The 19,382-nt window shown below is 41.8% G+C and carries 28 protein-coding genes; 8 read left to right on the top strand and 20 right to left on the bottom strand.

All coding sequences use genetic code 11. From position 1 onward, the window contains the following. Positions 1-3: 3 nt before the first annotated feature. The 13 genes from E4T82_RS05375 to E4T82_RS05330 all read right to left on the bottom strand — a co-directional run bounded on the left by E4T82_RS05375 (position 4) and on the right by E4T82_RS05330 (position 4,677). Positions 4-531: a hypothetical protein gene (locus tag E4T82_RS05375; protein ID WP_135181845.1), complete on the bottom strand. Its 528-nt coding sequence runs from the start codon at positions 529-531 to the stop codon at positions 4-6. After that, positions 521-754, bottom strand: a complete 234-nt coding sequence (locus tag E4T82_RS05370; RefSeq protein ID WP_135181844.1) for a DUF3310 domain-containing protein — start codon at positions 752-754, stop codon at positions 521-523. The genes E4T82_RS05375 and E4T82_RS05370 overlap by 11 nt, the downstream gene beginning before the upstream one ends. A gap of 42 nt (positions 755-796) precedes the next feature. Next, positions 797-1,360 (bottom strand): DUF2815 family protein, encoded by a 564-nt coding sequence (locus E4T82_RS05365; RefSeq protein WP_135181843.1) that lies wholly within the window; start codon positions 1,358-1,360, stop codon positions 797-799. An 11-nt stretch (positions 1,361-1,371) separates the two neighbouring features. Then, entirely contained in the window at positions 1,372-2,529 is a 1,158-nt protein-coding gene (locus E4T82_RS05360; protein WP_135181842.1) for a DUF2800 domain-containing protein, read from the bottom strand. Beyond that, positions 2,529-2,852 carry a hypothetical protein gene (locus tag E4T82_RS05355; RefSeq protein ID WP_135181841.1) on the bottom strand — a complete coding sequence of 108 codons (324 nt, stop codon included), beginning with the start codon at positions 2,850-2,852 and terminating at the stop codon, positions 2,529-2,531. Before E4T82_RS05355 ends, E4T82_RS05360 begins: the two co-directional genes overlap by 1 nt. A gap of 90 nt (positions 2,853-2,942) precedes the next feature. After that, on the bottom strand, positions 2,943-3,152 hold the full coding sequence (locus E4T82_RS05350) for a hypothetical protein (protein ID WP_135181840.1): 210 nt from the start codon (positions 3,150-3,152) through the stop codon (positions 2,943-2,945). After that, positions 3,149-3,484, bottom strand: a complete 336-nt coding sequence (locus E4T82_RS05345; protein ID WP_135181839.1) for a hypothetical protein — start codon at positions 3,482-3,484, stop codon at positions 3,149-3,151. Before E4T82_RS05345 ends, E4T82_RS05350 begins: the two co-directional genes overlap by 4 nt. Beyond that, positions 3,471-3,617: a hypothetical protein gene (locus E4T82_RS12475; protein ID WP_167753573.1), complete on the bottom strand. Its 147-nt coding sequence runs from the start codon at positions 3,615-3,617 to the stop codon at positions 3,471-3,473. The genes E4T82_RS05345 and E4T82_RS12475 overlap by 14 nt, the downstream gene beginning before the upstream one ends. Further along, positions 3,614-3,766, bottom strand: coding sequence for a hypothetical protein (locus E4T82_RS12470; RefSeq protein ID WP_167753572.1), 153 nt, complete (start codon positions 3,764-3,766; stop codon positions 3,614-3,616). The genes E4T82_RS12475 and E4T82_RS12470 overlap by 4 nt, the downstream gene beginning before the upstream one ends. After that, complete coding sequence (locus E4T82_RS12465) at positions 3,741-3,914, bottom strand: hypothetical protein (protein ID WP_167753571.1); 174 nt, start codon at positions 3,912-3,914, stop codon at positions 3,741-3,743. Before E4T82_RS12465 ends, E4T82_RS12470 begins: the two co-directional genes overlap by 26 nt. Next, a complete protein-coding gene (locus tag E4T82_RS05340) occupies positions 3,911-4,180 on the bottom strand; it encodes a hypothetical protein (RefSeq protein ID WP_135181838.1) in 270 nt (89 codons plus the stop codon). Before E4T82_RS05340 ends, E4T82_RS12465 begins: the two co-directional genes overlap by 4 nt. 91 nt (positions 4,181-4,271) lie before the next feature. Further along, positions 4,272-4,481: a helix-turn-helix transcriptional regulator gene (locus E4T82_RS05335; RefSeq protein WP_135181837.1), complete on the bottom strand. Its 210-nt coding sequence runs from the start codon at positions 4,479-4,481 to the stop codon at positions 4,272-4,274. Positions 4,482-4,485: 4 nt separating this feature from the next. After that, complete coding sequence (locus E4T82_RS05330) at positions 4,486-4,677, bottom strand: helix-turn-helix domain-containing protein (protein ID WP_135181836.1); 192 nt, start codon at positions 4,675-4,677, stop codon at positions 4,486-4,488. A gap of 154 nt (positions 4,678-4,831) precedes the next feature. Between E4T82_RS05330 and E4T82_RS12460 the strand changes: the two genes are divergently transcribed. The 6 genes from E4T82_RS12460 (at position 4,832) to E4T82_RS05305 (ending at position 9,460) form a co-directional block, all read left to right on the top strand. Next, positions 4,832-5,089 carry a hypothetical protein gene (locus E4T82_RS12460; RefSeq protein ID WP_167753570.1) on the top strand — a complete coding sequence of 86 codons (258 nt, stop codon included), beginning with the start codon at positions 4,832-4,834 and terminating at the stop codon, positions 5,087-5,089. Positions 5,090-5,255: 166 nt separating this feature from the next. Beyond that, positions 5,256-5,942 (top strand): hypothetical protein, encoded by a 687-nt coding sequence (locus E4T82_RS05325; protein ID WP_135181835.1) that lies wholly within the window; start codon positions 5,256-5,258, stop codon positions 5,940-5,942. Positions 5,943-6,470: 528 nt separating this feature from the next. Then, positions 6,471-7,304, top strand: a complete 834-nt coding sequence (locus tag E4T82_RS05320) for a helix-turn-helix domain-containing protein (RefSeq protein WP_135181834.1) — start codon at positions 6,471-6,473, stop codon at positions 7,302-7,304. Between the two features lie 72 nt (positions 7,305-7,376). After that, entirely contained in the window at positions 7,377-7,892 is a 516-nt protein-coding gene (locus E4T82_RS05315; protein WP_135181833.1) for a hypothetical protein, read from the top strand. A gap of 62 nt (positions 7,893-7,954) precedes the next feature. Beyond that, a complete protein-coding gene (locus E4T82_RS05310; RefSeq protein WP_135181832.1) occupies positions 7,955-9,070 on the top strand; it encodes a tyrosine-type recombinase/integrase in 1,116 nt (371 codons plus the stop codon). A 90-nt stretch (positions 9,071-9,160) separates the two neighbouring features. Beyond that, positions 9,161-9,460 (top strand): YbaB/EbfC family nucleoid-associated protein, encoded by a 300-nt coding sequence (locus E4T82_RS05305; RefSeq protein ID WP_135181831.1) that lies wholly within the window; start codon positions 9,161-9,163, stop codon positions 9,458-9,460. Positions 9,461-9,520: 60 nt separating this feature from the next. Here E4T82_RS05305 and trxA read toward each other — a convergent pair whose 3' ends face one another. From trxA to treR, 7 genes are all read right to left on the bottom strand, one after another. After that, on the bottom strand, positions 9,521-9,835 hold the full coding sequence (gene trxA, locus E4T82_RS05300) for a thioredoxin (protein WP_135181830.1): 315 nt from the start codon (positions 9,833-9,835) through the stop codon (positions 9,521-9,523). A gap of 65 nt (positions 9,836-9,900) precedes the next feature. Beyond that, positions 9,901-10,176, bottom strand: coding sequence for a hypothetical protein (locus tag E4T82_RS05295; RefSeq protein WP_135181829.1), 276 nt, complete (start codon positions 10,174-10,176; stop codon positions 9,901-9,903). 303 nt (positions 10,177-10,479) lie between these two features. Beyond that, on the bottom strand, positions 10,480-10,668 hold the full coding sequence (locus tag E4T82_RS13165) for a hypothetical protein (protein WP_228065064.1): 189 nt from the start codon (positions 10,666-10,668) through the stop codon (positions 10,480-10,482). A 38-nt stretch (positions 10,669-10,706) separates the two neighbouring features. Then, entirely contained in the window at positions 10,707-13,040 is a 2,334-nt protein-coding gene (locus E4T82_RS05285) for an endonuclease MutS2 (protein ID WP_135181828.1), read from the bottom strand. A 130-nt stretch (positions 13,041-13,170) separates the two neighbouring features. Then, entirely contained in the window at positions 13,171-13,719 is a 549-nt protein-coding gene (locus tag E4T82_RS05280) for a CvpA family protein (protein ID WP_135181827.1), read from the bottom strand. Next, positions 13,716-14,027 (bottom strand): cell division protein ZapA, encoded by a 312-nt coding sequence (zapA, locus tag E4T82_RS05275; RefSeq protein WP_135181826.1) that lies wholly within the window; start codon positions 14,025-14,027, stop codon positions 13,716-13,718. Before zapA ends, E4T82_RS05280 begins: the two co-directional genes overlap by 4 nt. 68 nt (positions 14,028-14,095) lie before the next feature. Next, positions 14,096-14,809, bottom strand: coding sequence for a trehalose operon repressor (treR, locus tag E4T82_RS05270; RefSeq protein ID WP_135181825.1), 714 nt, complete (start codon positions 14,807-14,809; stop codon positions 14,096-14,098). A 192-nt stretch (positions 14,810-15,001) separates the two neighbouring features. Here treR and treP point away from each other — a divergent pair, with 192 nt between their 5' ends. Together treP and treC are read left to right on the top strand one after the other, a co-directional pair. Then, entirely contained in the window at positions 15,002-16,978 is a 1,977-nt protein-coding gene (treP, locus tag E4T82_RS05265) for a PTS system trehalose-specific EIIBC component (RefSeq protein WP_135181824.1), read from the top strand. Positions 16,979-17,298: 320 nt separating this feature from the next. Continuing rightward, the gene (treC, locus tag E4T82_RS05260) at positions 17,299-18,924 is read left to right on the top strand and encodes an alpha,alpha-phosphotrehalase (protein ID WP_135181823.1); all 1,626 of its coding nucleotides are present in this window, start codon (positions 17,299-17,301) and stop codon (positions 18,922-18,924) included. Positions 18,925-19,382 lie beyond the last annotated feature (458 nt).

Genomic DNA, 19,382 nt, shown 5'->3' with positions numbered 1-19,382 from the left:
TTTTTAATCTATAATCATATTTGTAAATACAATCTGTCTATCAAGCATTCCGTGACATACATAGATGCTCTGAAAGTTAGGGCTATTTTTTAAAACCATACTCTCATCAAAAAACTTTATCCTGCCTCGGGGAATCAAAAGCTCAAAATCATTATTTCGGAACAATTCAAATCTTGCTCTACTGTCAAATATCCCATTGCCATTCATAACTAGAGCGAAAGGAATCTTTAATTCATATAATCTCTTAAAAATAGCATCACGTTTTGAAAATGGCGGGTTGCTGACTACACAATCAGCATTTTCAGGCAAATTCTGCTCAAAGAAATCTTGGCCTGTCTCAATATGCCCAAATACGACCTCAAACCCTTCTCTTTTTAAAATTTTGACAAACTCACTATGTGCTTTATCGAACGGACACCAAATTTTAGTAAATCCTTTCGCTTTCAAATACGGCACAATAATATCTACAGCATATTTAGGTGTATAATATTCATCTGATTTCGATGTTTTTATTTGTTGACTAAAACTCATTCTCCATTTCCTCTATCAACCAATCCAAGTGCTGACGAGCCTTTTTCAAGTCCTCAACACCGTTTTTCTTTTGAAAGCGCAGTAGGTATTTCATCGTATTCCACCAAGCTCCTGCTGCAACCCCCTTCAAATCCCACATAAAATTTCTGATAACATCCATAGCTTCAAGTCCATGCTTGCCTTGGTAGTGTTTCGGTTTCGTTATGTTGTTAAATTGTTCCATTTGCTTTTTCTCCTTAAAATGAAGAGGGGGATTTTTCCCCTCTTATAAGAAATCGTCTTCCTCTTCTTCATCATCCCACTCATCGAAGTCAGCATCAGCAGACGAACGGCCGCCTAGGTAATCACCTTTAGCCACAATCTGAACATTGTTTAGCCCACAAGAAATCCCTTTGTTTCCCGCAGTATTATAAGCGTATGCGTTAAGAGAGACCCGTGCATATACTCCCGAATACACCTCGTCTGGTGAATCAATTAGGTTCTTGTATCGGTCAATGATTTGTGGTTTTGTTTTGCTAGATACAGACATAAAATAGTGTCCAGCGTATTCTGGATGCTCTTCCGTATCCATTTCTTCATCGCCATCACGCAGTGTTGTTTTTACTCGCTCCCATTTGATGCCTTTTAACTTACTATCTTTAGCTGCTTCAAACGCGGCTTTTTGTGCCTTTTTGATACGATTGATTGTTTCTTTATCCGTTTTAGGAATCAAGATGACCGTTGAGTATTTCGCTTCTTGGCCCTCAAAAGCCTTTGGTTCTAGCAGCGCTACATAGCTAAGACGTACTTTACCAGTAATAATTTTAGTCGTATTTTGTGTTGTTACCATATTTATTTCTCCTATTCAAAATCTTTAATTGCTTGCTCTAAGCTGTTCATTGCGGGTCTCTTGTCACTATTCGGAACAAGGACAGGTTTACCTTGTGGCTTATCAATCACTTCTGCCAGAAGTTCCGTAAACGTTGATTTTCCGATGAGCTTCTCAAGTGCCCCCATAGCTAGAAGCTCTTTTGGCTTGTAGATTTCATCGTCAAACCCGTTATCGTGTAGAATGTCTACGGCTTTATCCTTATCTGTAATGACCCGATTACTTCTACCCTCGACTACTTTATAACCTGGCACTTCTTCACCCGCTAGGGCTTGCTTGAGAGCATAGGCTTCGACGGATTCAATCCACTTCTTAAACTCACTAGCCCTATCTAGGATTTCAGCGATTGCTTCACCATCTAAATAGATTGGCTCTTGAAGCTCGTAGCGATCTATTAGTTCCCAATTAGCTTGAGCCCTAGGCACCAACTTAGCCGCAACTGGGGACCACTGTAGAACCTTTTCATTCAAGTCCCAGTCACCAATCCCTGCGTCTGCCTGAGCCGCCATTGGAAGAACTACGTTATCCGCCCAATAAAGCAACTCTTCGACAAAGATCTCAACCGTGCTAACACTATCAAGTCTGGGCTGAACAATCGTCATGCGGATTTTATCGAAATCATAGATCATGTCATACGTCGCATAGGCTCCAAGGGCATACAAACCCATTTGCGGGTTTTGCTTAGCAGATACTGGCATACCTTTACCATATTTCAAGTCAATGATTTCAATAACCCCGTCAGAAAGTATCACTGCATCTGATGTACCAAACCCGTTAGGGACCCACTCAGAGAAGTCAACTCGCTTCTCCAATTCAATTTCGGCGCTATCATAACTATTGAAATGTTCCATGACAATGTCTGTATAGAGCTCTGTCATCTCTTCCATTTCTTCGTTGTAATAATCGGTGCTTTCTTTAAACTCTTTTAAGCGTTTGTTAAACTCCCGCTTTTTGATTTTTCCGGACTTATACATCAGCTTAATCTCGGACAGCTCGTGAGCTGCTGTTCCTTCTTGCGTATAAACAGTATCCCTGCTAGGATACTCCGCCTCTAAGCGTGGCAACATCGGGCAATAGAGCCAACGATGTGCGCTTGACGCAGAAAGCAGTGCGTGATTTTCAACTGGCATTACAATTCCTCCAAACTAGCATAGAAGTCAGCGTATTGGTCTTCGTCCAATTGATCAATCTTCTTGATTCCCAAATCAGCAAGTAGTCCCTTGATAGCTTTAGACTTTTGTTCCTCCATTTTAGCCTTGGCCAACGTCTTGATTTCAGCAAGCGTTACAGAAGGGGTATCGTCGTCCTCCGGGTCTTCTTTAGACTTCGCGGTCTCGGCAACTTTTTTCGCATCGATCTCCAAGGTCCCTGCGGAGCTAATACCGCCTAGAGTGCGAGCTAGCGCGTCTGTTACTTCTTCAATTGTTTCCCCAGTAATTTTAATTTCAATCATCTTTTTACTCCAATCTATGTTATAATGGTTGTGTGTTATTATTCATGGCGGTCTATTCTTAGGCCGTCTTTTTAGTTACAATCAATTACATCACCCCCTTTCTAGTAAATCCTTAGCCTCCTGAAGGTCATGTGCGATAGAAGCTCTATAATGCGGACTATTGTGCCGACCGCGAACAAATTTCGGGTGATCAATTTCCACCCACTCACCGTCAAGGTTCTCCACATCAAGATAAGGATTGTCGCAAAGAACTAACTCTTCCTCAAGATATGCTTTTGCATATTCTAGGTATTTCCTCATCTGTTCACCTCTGCAAAATACAAACGGATTTCTTTTGAAAATTTCAATAGCATTTCATCATCTGTCATAGCTTTAGCACGGTCAACAAGGATTTCCAACATATCCCAGATAGCCCGCTTTGCAGGGTCAACAGTCGCATTATCAGGGATTTCAAAGGTATCTTGATAGATAATACCGCCGTTTTCATCTTTCGACAGCATGTGCCGTTTATGATCACGCCATAAATATTGCTTGACATTCTCATACTCAAGACCAGTCTCAGCAACGCAGTCTCGTATTGTCTTACCAGGGTTCGCCCTAAAGTAAGAGCGCACTTCTTCAATCTTTGTCATATTTCTCCTCCAGCTGTTTAATAATTTTTCTTCTCTGCTCCTCTGTCAGATGGCTTGCTAAGAAGACCATATCGCCTTCTACCCAGTAAAACCCTCTTGAGTTTGTCAGGGTATCTACTACCGTTACTTTCATGCGACTAGCTCCCTCTCCCTATTCCGAATCAGCAATAACTCAAACGGCGACATCGTTTCCAGCTCCTCACGCTGAGCTTTTGATACGAACAGCCCTTGTAACTTCACATAGCGTTCAATCTCATCAATAATGTTCATTTTTCCGATCATTATCTGAACTCCCTCCTCCAAATCGTAGCTTTAGTTCTTCGTGGTAAATCTGTTCCCTAAACTCATCAGAGTTCATTTGTTTTGTAAGTTTGTAGGCATATCCGATAGCAAATCCAGCTACCCCAGCCATTGCATAAAATCCGATCATCTCTTTAATCTCCTTAATTTCTTTCTGTTTGTTTCCAGTTCATTTTTCCATTCTAAGCTACCCCTGTAATCTAAGTAGCGTTTAAATACTTGGGCATCTACTAGTCTTCCATGGTCCGACAGGAGGGCATTCCAGCGTGGAATATCTTTCATTTCACGTCTACACGTCCCTGCGTGCTCCTTGGTAATACTGAAGGTTTTAGCAGCAGTTTCATCGTCAAGCAGAAGCGGTGTAATAATAACTTCTTTTACTAGCGTTACTTCCATAGCTTTTTATCCTTTCTTGTGATATAATTTAAATAATTTTTTTGGTAAGTCACTGTTTCCGCAGTGGCTTTTTTGTGTTTAAAACATATGATTATACGAAATTTTCATATTTTTTGCCTAAAAAAATATCATCGAATTGTACGTTGAAATAATCCATGTACTTTTTAAGCAACTGATAGCCTATATCAGAACTATCTTTTTCCAAACGCGCAATAGTTTGACTGGAGACCTCGAATTTTTTTGCAAGCTCTCCTTGTGTCAACCCCTTATTTATTCGCATAGCTTCTAACGTCCACTGCACCCTCTCACCTCCTTCTAAATTCGTCCAAGCTGACATCTAGTGCGTCAGCGATTTTAACCATGTTATCAAAATAAATACGTTTGCTTCGACCAGCTTTCAAATCAATCAATACATTATGATTGATACCAGCTTTCTTACTAACGGCGTACATCGTCATACCTTTCGCGTCCATAATTTGCTTAATTCTCTGCCACATGACATTTTCTCCTTGAACACTATATATAGCGTCTTAATTCTATTTTTATATCATTTATATGCAATATATTGACAAAACAATATATAGGCGATATAATACTTTTGAATAAAACCTTTACACTCTTTTATTCAAAGTTAACGGAAAGGAGAACTCCATGGAACAACCAACATTTGATTTTTATCTTCTTAATACTTATGAAATCCCAGAAGGTGTACAAATGGGAGAATTCAGAATTGAAGCAAAGTTAATTTATGAATTTTTAAACTCAAACCCAGATGTCTATTTCCAAAGGTTTTATATATTTGAAGATAATATTGTTATTCTTGAAGAACGAATTGGCGACAAGATATTCCTAAAATCCAATAAAACGATTGTCGTCGACGATAATTTTAATGTGACGCTCGTTAATTAACTTATGAACTACTTTTATAACCGGAGGGAAATACACCACCTCCCTTGAGTCTATCTTTAACACGATAGGCTCTTTTTTCTTTCCGCTATACGGATAATGTTTAGGTCTCACTTCTCCCCACCTCCTTTCTATGGTATAATGAAAATAAAATAATCGGAGAAATTTTATGGAAGTAAAACTCAGAATCAATCATCATCACTCTAAAACTGTTACAATTGCAGATGTTTGTCCAAACTGTAAAAAACCGACAAACCCACACTTGATAAGCTCTGACTACATCTCGCTTGACAATTCTAGAAATAGTGTTGTTGCAACTTTCAGATGTCTAGGTTGCAAGCATTTTTGGGTAGAAGAATTTATCGCTACAGAACGTCACATTAACAGTCAAACAATATATAATATTGAACATTTAGAAGTTATTCCTAAACTTCCAAGCGATATTCCAATTTCAGAGGATGTTGAGCTTGTTTCTCCAACAGGAAAACAAATTTATGTTCAAGCTCTCAAAGCCGAGCATGAGCGATTGGATCATATCGCAGGTATTGGTTACCGTAAAGCTTTAGAGTTCTTTGTCAAAGATTTCTCAATTCTAACTAATTCAGAGGACGAAGAAAAAATCAAGGATATGCCATTAAAACAAGTTATTGATAAATATATCAATGATGATGATTTAAAAACGTTCGCTCTAGCTTCTGCTTACATCGGAAATGATGAAGGGCATTTTTATCGAAAAAATCCTGATAAAGACTTTACACACCTAAAAAAATACCTACATGGTGTTATTTACTACATGGAAAAACGACTTATGTTTCTTGACGCTCAAGAACTTGTGAATCGTTCAAAGAAATCTTAGAATCAATTTCATCCATTTTCTCTGCTATATACGTCACAGTCCTTAATATTTCATTGAGGGCTGTTCTTTCAAGTTCGTTCATCACTTCTTCCTCCGCTTCACAATCTGCCGTGCTACGAATGACACCAGCACTAACACAGCTAAAATTTTCATATTGATTTTCCAAGCAAATGGTGGTACACTAAAGATAAGAGGTTGGGGCGTTTGCCCCTTGCTCTTACTTTTTAAGCTTACGCTTGTGTTCAAGTATTTGCTTGTGCCACAAGCGAGCTTCTCTTGCTAAGCCTAAGCCTAAGACTATTAGAACTGTGCCGAGTTCTTCTGGTTTTAGGCTTTTTATAATGTCCACCATTTGCTTCGCTCCTTTCGTTTTTTTAGGTCATTTCCTTGACCTTGATTATATTATAATACGATTTTTTCGTATTGTCGATGGTTTTTATCAAAAAATATGTTTTTTTCGTATTTTTTGATTGATAAAGAGCCAAAACTGATATATAATATAGTTAGAAGGAAACGAGGAGGCAAAAAATGAATGAGATAAAAAGGAGGCAAATCATTGCTGACAATATCACATACTATAGAAAACAACGAGGTATCACACAAAAAGAACTCGCTAAAAAAATAGGAATCTCCGCTAGTACGATGACTGATTATATGAAGTTGAGAAGCGCACCTTCTTTTGGAGTCATTCAAAAATTAGCTGATTTTTTAGAAATAAAAAAGTCAGATATAGATTCAACATTTAAAGATTCTCAATCCTCTGCAACTAATCCACACATCGAAATCGCCCCCTCACCAGACGCAAAAAATAGCACCGTACAGGCGATAACAGACAAGGTGGTACAATTACACCCCGAGCGTCAAGAAAACGTCCTAGAGTACGCCACAGAGCAACTAGACGAGCAGGAAAAAACAACTAGGGAAATCCAAGAAGAACCAGCTGAATACAATTCAGATAAAATTGTTTCATTTGATGAATATCGAAAAAAGGTACCAGAAATTGTCGATTTCGCCGCTTCAGCAGGTACTGGAGTGTGTCAAGAAGATAACCTTGGCATGGAAGTAATGTTCTACGAAGACGAGTTGGCAGAAGATTATGACAGTATCGGAATTGTTATGGGAAGCTCAATGGAACCCGTCTTAAAAAACGGGGACTACATATTCGTTAAAGTTACAACTGACATACCGAACGGAGCTATCAGTATCTGGCAGGTCAACGGCGAAAACTATGTCAAGAAATTCCGAAATAATAGGCGACCCTACTTGGAAAGTCTGAATCCTGAGTACGACGATATAGATTTAGACGAAGACGACAACATCCGACCGCTTGGAGTTGTGGTGGATGTGTATAGAGAAAATTAAAGCCATAGCAGATGAAACCATGATCAAGGAAGAATTTTATAACTTAATTGGATAATTTATAAGGAGAATTTTATGAAAAAGAAATATTTGTACTGTGCTACATTGCTGGCTATCCTTGCTTTGTCCGCTTGCTCAAATCACCCCGAAGCTACGGCTGACGATTCGAGTGCTACCACAACTACAACATCATCTGAAATAACGACTGATGAAGACTATTTTGATGCTTTAGTTGCAAAAGTAGAAACAATAACAACTGATAATTACAAATCAGATGACTATCTTGGCTGGGATTATAAAACATTACTGCGAGAACCAAATAAATATTTTGATGTCAAAATGAAACTCATCAATTTGAAAATATTGCAAGTGATGGACGAAGGGAAATATAAAAAGATTTTAACCGTTGCTCCGAACAGCGAATACTATATGCTGTTTATTGAAAACAAACGCCTCGAAACAAATCTTTTAGAAGATGACGTAATTTTCATCAACGGAAGATATATGCTAGATTACGACTATACTACGATAAGCAATACTGCAAAAAAAGTTCCACTGGTCTACGTTGACGGGTATCTTTTAGACAAATAAAAAAACTCCCCACACTCGCAACCGCCAAGTCCGAGTGTGAGGAGAAATAAGGAGGTGATAGCATGTATGTCGAAGAACTACCGAGCGGAAAATTGAGGCTAGTTGAACGCTACAAAGATCCATACACAAATAAAAGCAAGCGTGCAACGGTCCCCCTCACCTCTCGCACTCCTCAAGCTATCAATAAAGCCTCTCGATTACTCAACGAGAAAATAGCGGACTTGTTTATCGAAAAAGGCATAGGAGACATCACGTTTGGCAAACTCGTAGAAGAGTGGAAGGAATCTCACTCAAAGACCGTTAAAACCAGAACAATGAAAGTCTATGAGCACCCTATAGAGAAAATCCAGAACTTTATTTCAGAAGAGGTCCTTGTAAAAAATATCGACGTCAAACTGCTTCAACGATTTATGGACGATCTCCGGTCTGAATATGCGGACAACACGGTCAATTTGATTAAACAACCACTGAACCTTATGCTACGGTATGCAGTCACGATGGGCTACATAGCTGAAAATCCGTTAACAAAAGTCATCAGCCCTAAACGCACTAAGAGGACCAGTCAAATCGAATATAGTTTTTTAGGCAGTGAGCAGATTAAGAAAATTATAGAAGAAATACGGTCACACCCAGACAGTTCTCATATCGCAAACTTTGCCGAGGTTCTTTTCTTGACTGGCATGCGCCCCGGGGAGCTTCTAGCATTACCGTGGTCAAAAGTAGACTTTAAGAAAAAGCTTATCTATATCGAATACACGCTAGATTACTCGACGAATGGACACGCAAACGCAGAACCAACTAGCACAAAAAATGACGGTTCAGAACGAGTCATTAGCGCCCCAGAACGCGTCTTAGAAATCTTTAAGGAAGAGCGTAGCTACCAAAAAATACATAAGCTGGAGCGAGACTTCGTTTTTGTCAGCCGACGAGGGAACTATCTCTCTATAAATACGATTGATAGGCGCATGAAGAAGGCATCTGATAAATTGTTCGGCGTCAAGCTGACAGCTCACAAATACAGACACGCGCATATCACACTACTTGCTGAACTAAACGTACCACTAAAAGCAGTTATGCAACGGGTGGGGCACGTAGACAGTGAAACCACTATTAAGATTTATACCCACGTTACCGAAAAAATGGGCAATGATTTATTAAATAAATTGAATCAAGTTTAATAATTTTTGCCCCAAACTTGCCCCAAAACAACAAACAACAAGATATAAAAATCTATAGAAACGTTGATAAATAAAGGAGAATAACCCACTATGATGAACATGCAACAAATGATGAAGCAGGCGCAGAAATTGCAAAAACAAATGGAGAAAAGCCAGGCTGAACTTGCCGCAACAGAATTTACAGGGGCATCTGCCCAAGACTTGGTCTCTGTAAAATTTACAGGTGATAAGAAACTTGTAGCCATTGAGTTTAAGCCCGAGGTGGTAGACGCGGAGGATATGGAAACCTTACAAGTGATGACCATTCAAGCGGTCAATCAGGCTCTGGCAAAAATCGACGAGACAACTCAGAAAAAATTAGGGGCTTTCGCTGGAAAATTACCGTTTTAAGCTAGCTTTCCGTCATAAACAAACGAAAAAACCAAGGAAATCCTTGGTTTTTTCGTTTGTTTATGCCAACTCAGCAATAATCGCTTTGAGTTGCTCTTTGCTGTGGACACCAGCGACTTGTTTTACGACCTCTCCGTCTTTCTTAAATAAAAGCGTTGGAATAGACATAATACCAAATTCGCGGGCGGTGTTTAGGTTTTCATCGACATCCATTTTCAAAATTTTCAACTCATCTTCATGAATTTCTTCTGCTAGTTGTTCCAAAATCGGTGCCTGCATGCGGCATGGACCGCACCAAGTTGCCCAAAAATCGATTAAGACAAGGCCTTCTTTGGTTTCTTCGACAAAGTTTGCATCAGTAACTGCTTGAACCATAATTGTTCTCCTTTTTTCGTTGTACTGTTATTCTACACCAAAAGAAAACTTTTTCAAAATATTTGCTACGGTCGCAAAATATCCACTACGTAGGTGAATTCTTGGTAGCATTCCTCGATGTCAAATAAGGCCAAATCTGCCTGAGCCGTCACAATGTAAATCCCCTCGCGAAGGTAGTAGGGTAGGGCTTTCCCAGTCATATCTTTCAGAAATAGGCCTCCCTCTTTCAAATCCACGCCAAAGCGAAACGCAGGGGTTGTCTTGGGTTGACCAATGACGAGGTAATCACTACAGACGAGCTTGCCACCCCATTTTTGATAGAGATGATGGATCTCCTGCATGGTTGATAGTCGTATCGTACTTCACACATACGTTCTGTCCATCGGGGAGGCTCTTTAACGCTCATCATGGTAGCCCGCTTCCTTACTACTGAACTAGAAATAATCAATTTGTAAATCGTAGCAAATAGCCATTGGGGTCTTGCAGGAGAAATTCGATTTGCTCTCTACCAATACCATTCACGAGATACGAAGTTCTTGTCAATTCTCTATAAATCTCGATTTGCTCCTTTTGAATCGTTCGATAGAGCTCTTCCACATGGTCACAAGCGATTGAAAAATTGATTCCCCGCCCTAAGGGATATTCTAATTTACCAATGTTCCAGCATCATCGTGGATTTGCTCAAACATAAACTGGCTATCCTCAAACGTCATAAAAGCAAACTTGTCTTCTTTTCGCTCATACTCTAGTTTAAAGCCTAGGGTTGCATAAAAATCTTTTGTTTGCGTGATGTCAAAGACAGACAATTCTGGAATAAGTTTATTGAAATGCATAGCAAGTTCTCCATATTTTTAAAATCATCTACTACTCATTACTTAAAGTTCACAATGGTCGCACCACTTCCTCCTGCGTTCTGCGGTGCATAGCCAAATTCTTTGACCTGCTTGTTGCGACGGAGGTACTTGGTCACTCCCTCTCGGATAACCCCTGTCCCGATACCGTGAATGATATCCACTTGAGACATATTGTTGAGAAGAGCCTGATCGATAAATTCATCCAGTTCCTGCATGGCCTCTTCGTAGCGTTTTCCTCGTAAATCAAGTCTAGCCTTCGGCCCTTTTCCAGTGGTGCGTTTGACAACATGGACTTGTTTTTGTTTGGGTTTTTCTTCTTTTTCAGCCTTAATAAGTGTAAATTCGTCCACTTTTAGGGTCATCTTAATCAAACCAACTTGGGCTTCCCAACGTCCGTCTCTGAGCTGCTTGGTCAAGGTTCCCCTCTGTCCATAACTGGTCACCAAAATATCATCACCCACGCGCGCAGCCTTTTCTTTCTTTGCCTTTTTCAAGACCTTGTTTTTAGACAGGTCCACCATTTCTGGTGCTAATTTTTTCAGCTGACTTTTTGCTTCAATAATCTGATGCGGTTTGAGACTGGCCTGACTATGGAGATTTTTCAGGATCTCATCACTTTCAGCCAAGGCCATGGTGACAATCTCTTGGGCTTCTAGACGGGCCTTATTGAGCTCTGTTTCTTTCTCTCGTGAAAATTCATGATAGAGTTTCTTCAAAACACGGTTCATCTTGAGATTTTCCTGCTCGACCTCACGAATCCTATCCAAGCGTTTCCGACTTTCCACCGTTTGGGCTTCTAACTTTTCAATGATGTGATTGACATCCGTTTCTGCTCTTGTCATGCTTTGGGCATCGCTAATAATAGCTGATGATAGACCGAGACGCTTGGCAATCTCAAAGGCATTGGAACGTCCGGGAACACCCTGCATAAATTTGTAGGTCGGTCGCAGGCTCTGGCTATCAAATTCCATGCTGGCATTTTCTACACCAATTGTCTCGATTCCGTAGGCCTTTAACTCAGGATAATGAGTGGTTGCCATGGTTTTAATGCCTCGCAAGCGCAAGTCTTCTAAGATTGCCATGGCTAGAGAAGCCCCTTCTTGCGGATCCGTCCCCGCCCCCAATTCATCAAATAGGATAAGGGAATCTTGGTCAGCAGTCGCTAAAATATCTACTGTATGGGTCATGTGACTGGAGAAAGTTGAGAGGTTCTGCTCGATGGATTGCTCATCTCCAATATCTGCAAAAATATCATGGAACAAGCCAACCCGACTGCCCTTATCGGCCAAAATCGGCAAACCCGATTGCGCCATAAGGTGGGTCAACCCCAGTGTTTTCAACATAATGGTCTTACCACCCGTATTAGGACCCGTAATCACAATGGCTATCATCTCTTCCCTGAAATATAAATCATTGGGGACAGGGGTAGCCAAGAGCGGATGACGAATATTTAAAAGAGCAATATCCTTTGTCAAGGATAAGATTGGAATAGTAGCCTGATAGGTACGGGCAAAGACATGCTTGGCACGAATGAAGTCTAGATGCCCAATCACCCAAGCGTTGTTGCGAATGACACGACTATGGGGACGTAGCATATCGGACAATTCCTGCAAGATACGGCTGATTTCATGGCGTTCTTCTGCCTTGGCATGGGTCAGTTCTTCATTGAGGGAGACGACCGCACGCGGTTCGATGTAGACAGTCGAACCAGAAGCTGAAATATCATGCACGACACCTGAGATGCGATTGCGATAGGTATTTTTCACAGGTAGGACATTGCGCCCGTTCCGACTGGCTAAGACGGTATCTGTCAACATATCGCTCTTGCTCTTGAGCATGTCTTGTAAGACCTGCCTGATTTGGTCTTCGGATTCGCGAATCTTTCTGCGAATCTTGGTCAAGGTTTCACTAGCAAAGTCTTCGACAAAACCTGCATTGTTAATGGCCTGTAAACTCCCTTGGATATGGGGGAATGGCTCAATCTTTTCAAACAAGGACGGCAACTGAATCAGGTCCACATTTTCCAACTGCTGGTAAAAATCGGCCAATTCCTTTGATACTTCTAAGACTTTTTTGACCGCCAATATCTCAGAAATATTGAGGTCTGCTTCCAAGTCCAAACGTTTCATGGCAGGTGCGATATCAATCGTAGCTCCCAAGCTAAAACGAGGATGCTCTACGAACAACTGGGCCATATCTGTCACTTCATCAAAGGCCTGCTGAATTTTCACCGCATCTGTCATAGGCATGAGCTCTCGTAGTTCAACAGCTCCTTGTTCTGTCAAAACAAGAGGTTCCAACAAGGACTTGACCTTGTGAAACTCCAGGGTTTCCATCATTTTTTGATTCATATTCTTTCTCCGAGGTTTTTCCTCTTTTATTCTTTCCGAGTGCTATTCTTGGTAAAAACAGAGGGACTGGACACCCTGTGCTCAACCCCTTTTTACAAATGATACTCTATAAAACAGCTCAACCGACGGCCTAATGTCCAATGGTGCCAATCCACAGATTTTTGAACAAACTGCTAGTTATCGGTGTGTATTGGATGATTGCATTGGCAAGCCAGCTCTTGTGGAGGGCATCCTGCACCAGCGCTAGAGGAATGGTCCCTGCAATCGTTAGGACAATCTGCAAGGAGATAAGGGCCACCACCACTGCCAACACACCACTCACCACATTGGTTACGGTCGTGTCTGGATCAGCAACTCTCACCAAGTGCATCAACAGACCGACGAATCGCATCACGGCATAAACAAGCGCATAGACTACTAAAAAGGCGAGCCCAGCATAAAAAATCTTATCTAAGCTGAACAGGTACTTGCTATCAAAATAGTAGGTGCTTGCTCCTTGAGAAGCAGTCGCAAAAGGCACCCAAAGATATAGGAGGCCAATCAGCTTTTTAAATTGACCCGCTGCAATCATCAAAGCAAAAATGCTCGCAAAGGTATAATAACTTTGCAAGACCAAACCCCGACTATAGCCGATGTAAAAACTCCACAGTAAAATAAGCAACAATAATACTGTAATCATGACAGCTCCTCAAGTTCATCTAAGTCTAATAGGGTCACGTTTTTCTTGAGAACCTTTTCTTTCATACTAGCCAATTCAGCTTCTACCTTCTCATGCTCCATTTCCCGCTTCAACTGAACAGACAAGGCATTGATTGCCAGCAATAGCGCTAGGGTCTCAGAATCTGCAGTCGACATCTTTTCCTTAATCGCCTGATATTTTTCCTGCGCAATTCGCTCAATCTCTTCCATAAAGAGATTGTCATGCTCTGTCGTGAGCGTTAACTGTTTGTCTCCGAAAGTAAATTTGTATCGATTTAAGTTTGCCATAACATTACCTCACCCACTATTATATCGTAAAATTAGCCGTTTGGCTAATCTCCATGCTCCTTAAAAGGTCAGAGAATATTCTTTCTCCGTGCAAAATCAACAAAGCGAAATTTATCGATTTTATGCTTACTCTCCGTGTATTGAAACTGCTGGGTGTTGCCTAGAAAGACGCGGGAACGAATCTGAACTAGATAATCGTCCTTGCTCTGCATCAGCTTTCTTTCTTCCCGATTGGTCGGCTCCACCGTGATTTCCTTTTGGGCATAGGCAATATCCAGTCCCAATTCTCCCTCAAGATAGGCATAGATAGACCCCTCTCCAATCTCCTTGGTCAACTGTGGCACCAAGTCCTGCGACAAGTAATCCGTATCGAGGACCGACACCTTGCCATCAATTGATCTTGTACGGACAAGTTTCCAAACCTGACTGTAGGGCTCAAAGCCCGTCAACTGGGATAAGCTGCTGGTCACGGTCAACAAGTCCAAACTCACCACTTCCGTATGACTATCCATGTGGAGCGACTCGGTTAATTCTTGATAAGAAGTGAGACCTGAAACAGGAAAATCAAGCAATTCTTGCTTTAAGACCAAGGATCCCTTGCCCTGTACCTTTTGAATCAAGCCACGTTCCGTCAGCATGGTCAAGGCCTTGCGAATCGTGTCACGGCTCACCTGATACTGAGCCTGCAAGTCTTTTTCCGTGGGCAGGACATGCTCTGCAGGATAGACATTGGTTGCTATTTTTTCCTTTATATCATTGAAAATTTCTTGATATTTTTTCATAACTCTTTCCATTGGTCTGCTTTTTATCATACAACAGTTCCTATTATAACAAAATTTAAAATTTTTTTACAAAAAAGCTTGCATTCTGTCTTGAAATCGGATACAATACTTTTGTCTCATAAATTTGTCCGTACAAATTTCGCAAAAAAGAAAGGAGACATCGTTCAACGATTGTCTAAAGGAAATATTTCAATGGGAAAATTTGAACAAGATGCTAAGACCTTGCTTGATGCGGTCGGCGGCAAGGAAAACGTTACAGCTATCACACACTGTGCGACGCGGATGCGTTTTGTATTGGGAGACCCGAAAAAAGCGGATGTAAAAACCATCGAAAACATCCCTGCGGTTAAAGGAACCTTCACCAATGCCGGTCAATTCCAAGTCATTATCGGAAATGACGTTCCTATCTTCTACAATGACTTCACAGCCATTTCAGGCATCGAAGGCGTTTCAAAAGAAGCTGCTAAATCAGCTGCTAAAAGCAACCAAAATGCGCTTCAACGCGTGATGACCATGCTGGCTGAAATCTTCACTCCAATTATTCCAGCCTTGGTTGTTGGAGGATTAATTCTTGGTTTCCGTAATGTCCTTGAAGGCGTTCAAATGGAATGGCTCGGTCAAAAAATCGTTGACGGCGTCAAACAAGTCATGCCCGATGGTTCTCCTAGATACAATACAATCGTTGATGTATCAACATTTTGGCATGGGGTCAATGACTTTCTCTGGCTCCCAGGTGAAGCGATTTTCCAATTCCTCCCCGTCGGAATTACTTGGTCCGTCAGCCGTAAAATGGGAACCAGCCAAATCTTGGGAATCGTCCTCGGTATCTGTCTTGTTTCCTCTCAGTTGACCAATGCCTATGACTATACAAAAGCAGTAACTGAAGGAACCTTGCAATACTGGGATTTCGGATTCTTCTCGGTTGCTCGTGTCGGTTACCAAGCACAAGTCATTCCAGCCCTCCTTGCTGGTCTATCACTCGGCTACCTTGAACGGTTCTGGCGCAAGGTGGTACCAGAAGTCATTTCAATGATCTTCGTTCCATTCTTATCCCTTATCCCAGCTCTTGTACTAGCACACACCGTTCTTGGTCCTATCGGTTGGACCATCGGTAAATGGATTTCTGCTGTCGTATTGGCTGGATTGACAGGTCCCCTTAAAGCCCTCTTTGGTCTTATCTTCGGTGCCCTCTATGCTCCGTTCGTCATCACAGGTCTCCACCACATGACCAATGCTATTGACACGCAGCTCGTGGCGGATACTGGCGGAACAGGTCTATGGCCCATGATTGCTCTTTCAAACATCGCTCAAGGTTCTGCTGTATTTGCCTATTTCTTCATGAAACGTCACAATGAACGTGAAGCACAGGTCGCTCTTCCAGCTACCATATCTGCCTACCTCGGTGTTACAGAACCAGCCCTCTTCGGGGTCAACATCAAATATGTCTACCCGTTTGTCGCAGGAATGATTGGATCCTCTCTAGCAGGTCTGGTCTGCGTCATGCTCAATGTCCAAGCCAACGCCATTGGAGTCGGCGGACTACCAGCTATCCTTTCCATCAAGTCTAACTACTTCGGTGCCTTTTTACTAACCATGGTAGTTGCCATTGTCGTACCCTTTATCTTGACATTCGTCTTTGCAAAAACTGGTTTATTCATGAAAAAAGAAGAGATCACAGAAGAAGTTATAACTGTCGCAGAAACAACGGAAGTAAAAACTCCCGCTGAAATTATCAGCCCCTTGACTGGTCAAGCAAAAGAACTCTCTACTGCGACTGACCCTGTCTTTGCTTCTGGCGTCATGGGACAAGGAATCTTGATTGACCCAAGCGAGGGCGAATTAGTGGCGCCGATTGACGGTGTCGTATCAGTCCTCTTTCCAACCAAACACGCTGTCGGTATCACAAGTACAAACGGTGTTGAAATGCTCATGCACATTGGTATGGATACCGTGACCCTTGAAGGAAAAGGCTTTGACGCACACGTTCAACAAGGTGACCACATCAAAGCTGGCGATAAATTGATCAGCTTTGACATCAACGTGATTAAAGAAGCAGGACTTGTTGTTGAAACACCTGTTATCATTACCAACCATACTGATTTCCCAGCAGAAATCATCGGAGACTTGCCACGTGAAGTAATGCGCGGACAGGCTATCCTTGAAGCATAATACCCATCAAAATCAACAATTGAAGCTGAGCTCTCGTCCCTTACCATCTACTGTGGTCTAGTCAGAAGAACTCAGCTTCTGCTATTATAGTCGTTTCGTTTATTTTTAGTACTCGCTCCAATCGTCTGGAAGACTGTTGGAGGTTGGAAATAAAACGAGTATAACTCGTGTCAACGAGCTTTTGTATCTTATAATGGAACACGCCCTAAACTCTTAGTGAAAAAGAGACGTAGCCGTTGCGAACGTTGTTCGCTTACGGATAGGGGTACCTTTAGGTATAAACGAAATGAGTATACATTCGCATAGAACAGGAGAAACATATGGCAATCGATAAACGCAAGGTCGTCTATCAAATTTATCCAAAATCTTACAAGGATACGACTGGAAATGGTGTCGGAGATTTGCAAGGAATCATCCAAAAACTGCCTTATCTGAAGGAATTAGGCATCGACATGATCTGGCTCAATCCCTTCTATCCTAGTCCTCAACATGACAATGGATACGACATTTCAGACTACACGGCAGTCAATCCTGATTTTGGGACGATGGCAGATTTTGAAGAGATGATTGCAGCCGGGCAAGAACTGGGCATTGATTTCATGCTCGACATGGTGCTCAACCACTGCTCAACAGACCACGAATGGTTCCAAAAAGCCCTTGCTGGCGATCCCTACTACCAAGATTTCTTTATCCTGCGCGATGAACCAACCGACTGGGTGTCGAAATTTGGCGGAAACGCTTGGGCGCCCTTTGGCAATACTGGCAAATACTACCTCCACCTCTTTGATGTGACCCAGGCTGATCTCAACTGGCGCAACCCGCATGTCCGCGAGGAATTGTTCAAGATCGTGAATTTCTGGAAAGAGAAGGGTGTCAAGGGCTTCCGTTTTGATGTCATTAACCTCATCGGAAAAGATGAAGTGTTAGAAGATTGCCCGATAAACGACGGAAAACCTGCCTACACAGACCGTCCTATCACCCATGACTACCTCAAGATGATGAACAAGGCGACTTTCGGAGCTGAAGAGGGCTTTATGACGGTCGGAGAAATGTCTGCAACCACGATTGAAAACTGTATCCTCTATACCGCTCCTGACCGCGAGGAATTGTCCATGGCCTTTAATTTCCACCACCTCAAGGTGGATTACAAAGATGGTCAAAAATGGACCATCATGAATTTTGATTTTCCAGAATTAAAACGCCTCTTCCACACTTGGGGAGAAGGCATGAGTGAAGGCAATGGTTGGAATGCACTCTTTTACAACAACCACGATCAACCGCGAGCCCTCAATCGCTTTATTGATGTGGAGAATTTCCGTAATGAAGGGGCAACCATGCTGGCAGCCTCTATCCACCTTTCCCGCGGAACACCTTACATTTACATGGGCGAAGAAATCGGTATGATGGATCCAGACTATAATTCGATGGCAGATTATGTCGATGTGGAAAGCCTCAATGCCCATCAAATCCTGCTAGAGGAAGGAAAAACACCTGAGGAAGCCTTCGCCATTATCCAAGCAAAATCCCGTGACAATTCTCGCACACCAATGCAATGGGATGCGAGTGAAAATGCTGGATTTACCACAGGAACGCCTTGGCTCAAGGCAGGAAAATCCTACCCAACCATCAACGTGGCTGCTGAAAAGGAAGGTCCAATCTTCACCTTCTATCAAGAATTGATCCGCTTACGCAAGAGCCTTCCAATCATTGCAGAAGGCGACTACGCCGCAGCCTATAAGGATAGCGATAGCGTCTATGCCTTTGAACGGAGTCTCGGAGAACAAAAACTCCTCGTCCTCAACAACTTCTTTGCCAAAGAGGTTGAACTGGAATTGCCAGCAGGCTATGAAAATGGCTACAGGCTCATTAGCAACTACACCGATACAACGATTCACAAAACCATCACCCTCAAACCCTATCAAACCCTAGCGATTTTGAAAAAATAAGATACGAGAGCGTATAAAAAGCGACTGTATCACAAGGGTATCCATATCCGTAAGCGAACACAGTTCGCAACGGCTACGGCAAAATTAGGAAACATGACGAGTGAAAAGCTCCAGTGGAGGTTTTCAGCTGTAACTCACCAAGGCAAGAACAGCTATGTCTCTTTTTCACACAGTGCTTAGCTCGAATTCAATTTTATAAGATACGAGGGCGTGAAAAAGTGAATAAATAATAGAAAAATTGCTTACCATTACAAGGGCGAAAACCTTTATGTTAAGCAATTTTTTCTTATCTTATTTTCTAACACATTTCTATTCAGGAAAAATCTTCCCGTATTTAGGGAGCGTTGTATCAACGGCCTTTTTGAGAGCCTTAGCGGCTTCACCCTTAATAGCAGTATCTAGCTGTCCGTAGATACCTTTCACTGCGCTTTGAGTATGCAAAACAATACCCTTGCCAT

The sequence above is a fragment of the Streptococcus cuniculi genome, assembly GCF_004570575.1.
Classification (GTDB): Bacteria; Bacillota; Bacilli; order Lactobacillales; family Streptococcaceae; genus Streptococcus; species Streptococcus cuniculi_A.
The sequence above is the reverse complement of the archived record's forward strand: the minus strand, read 5'-3'. Positions and strand labels throughout refer to the sequence as shown.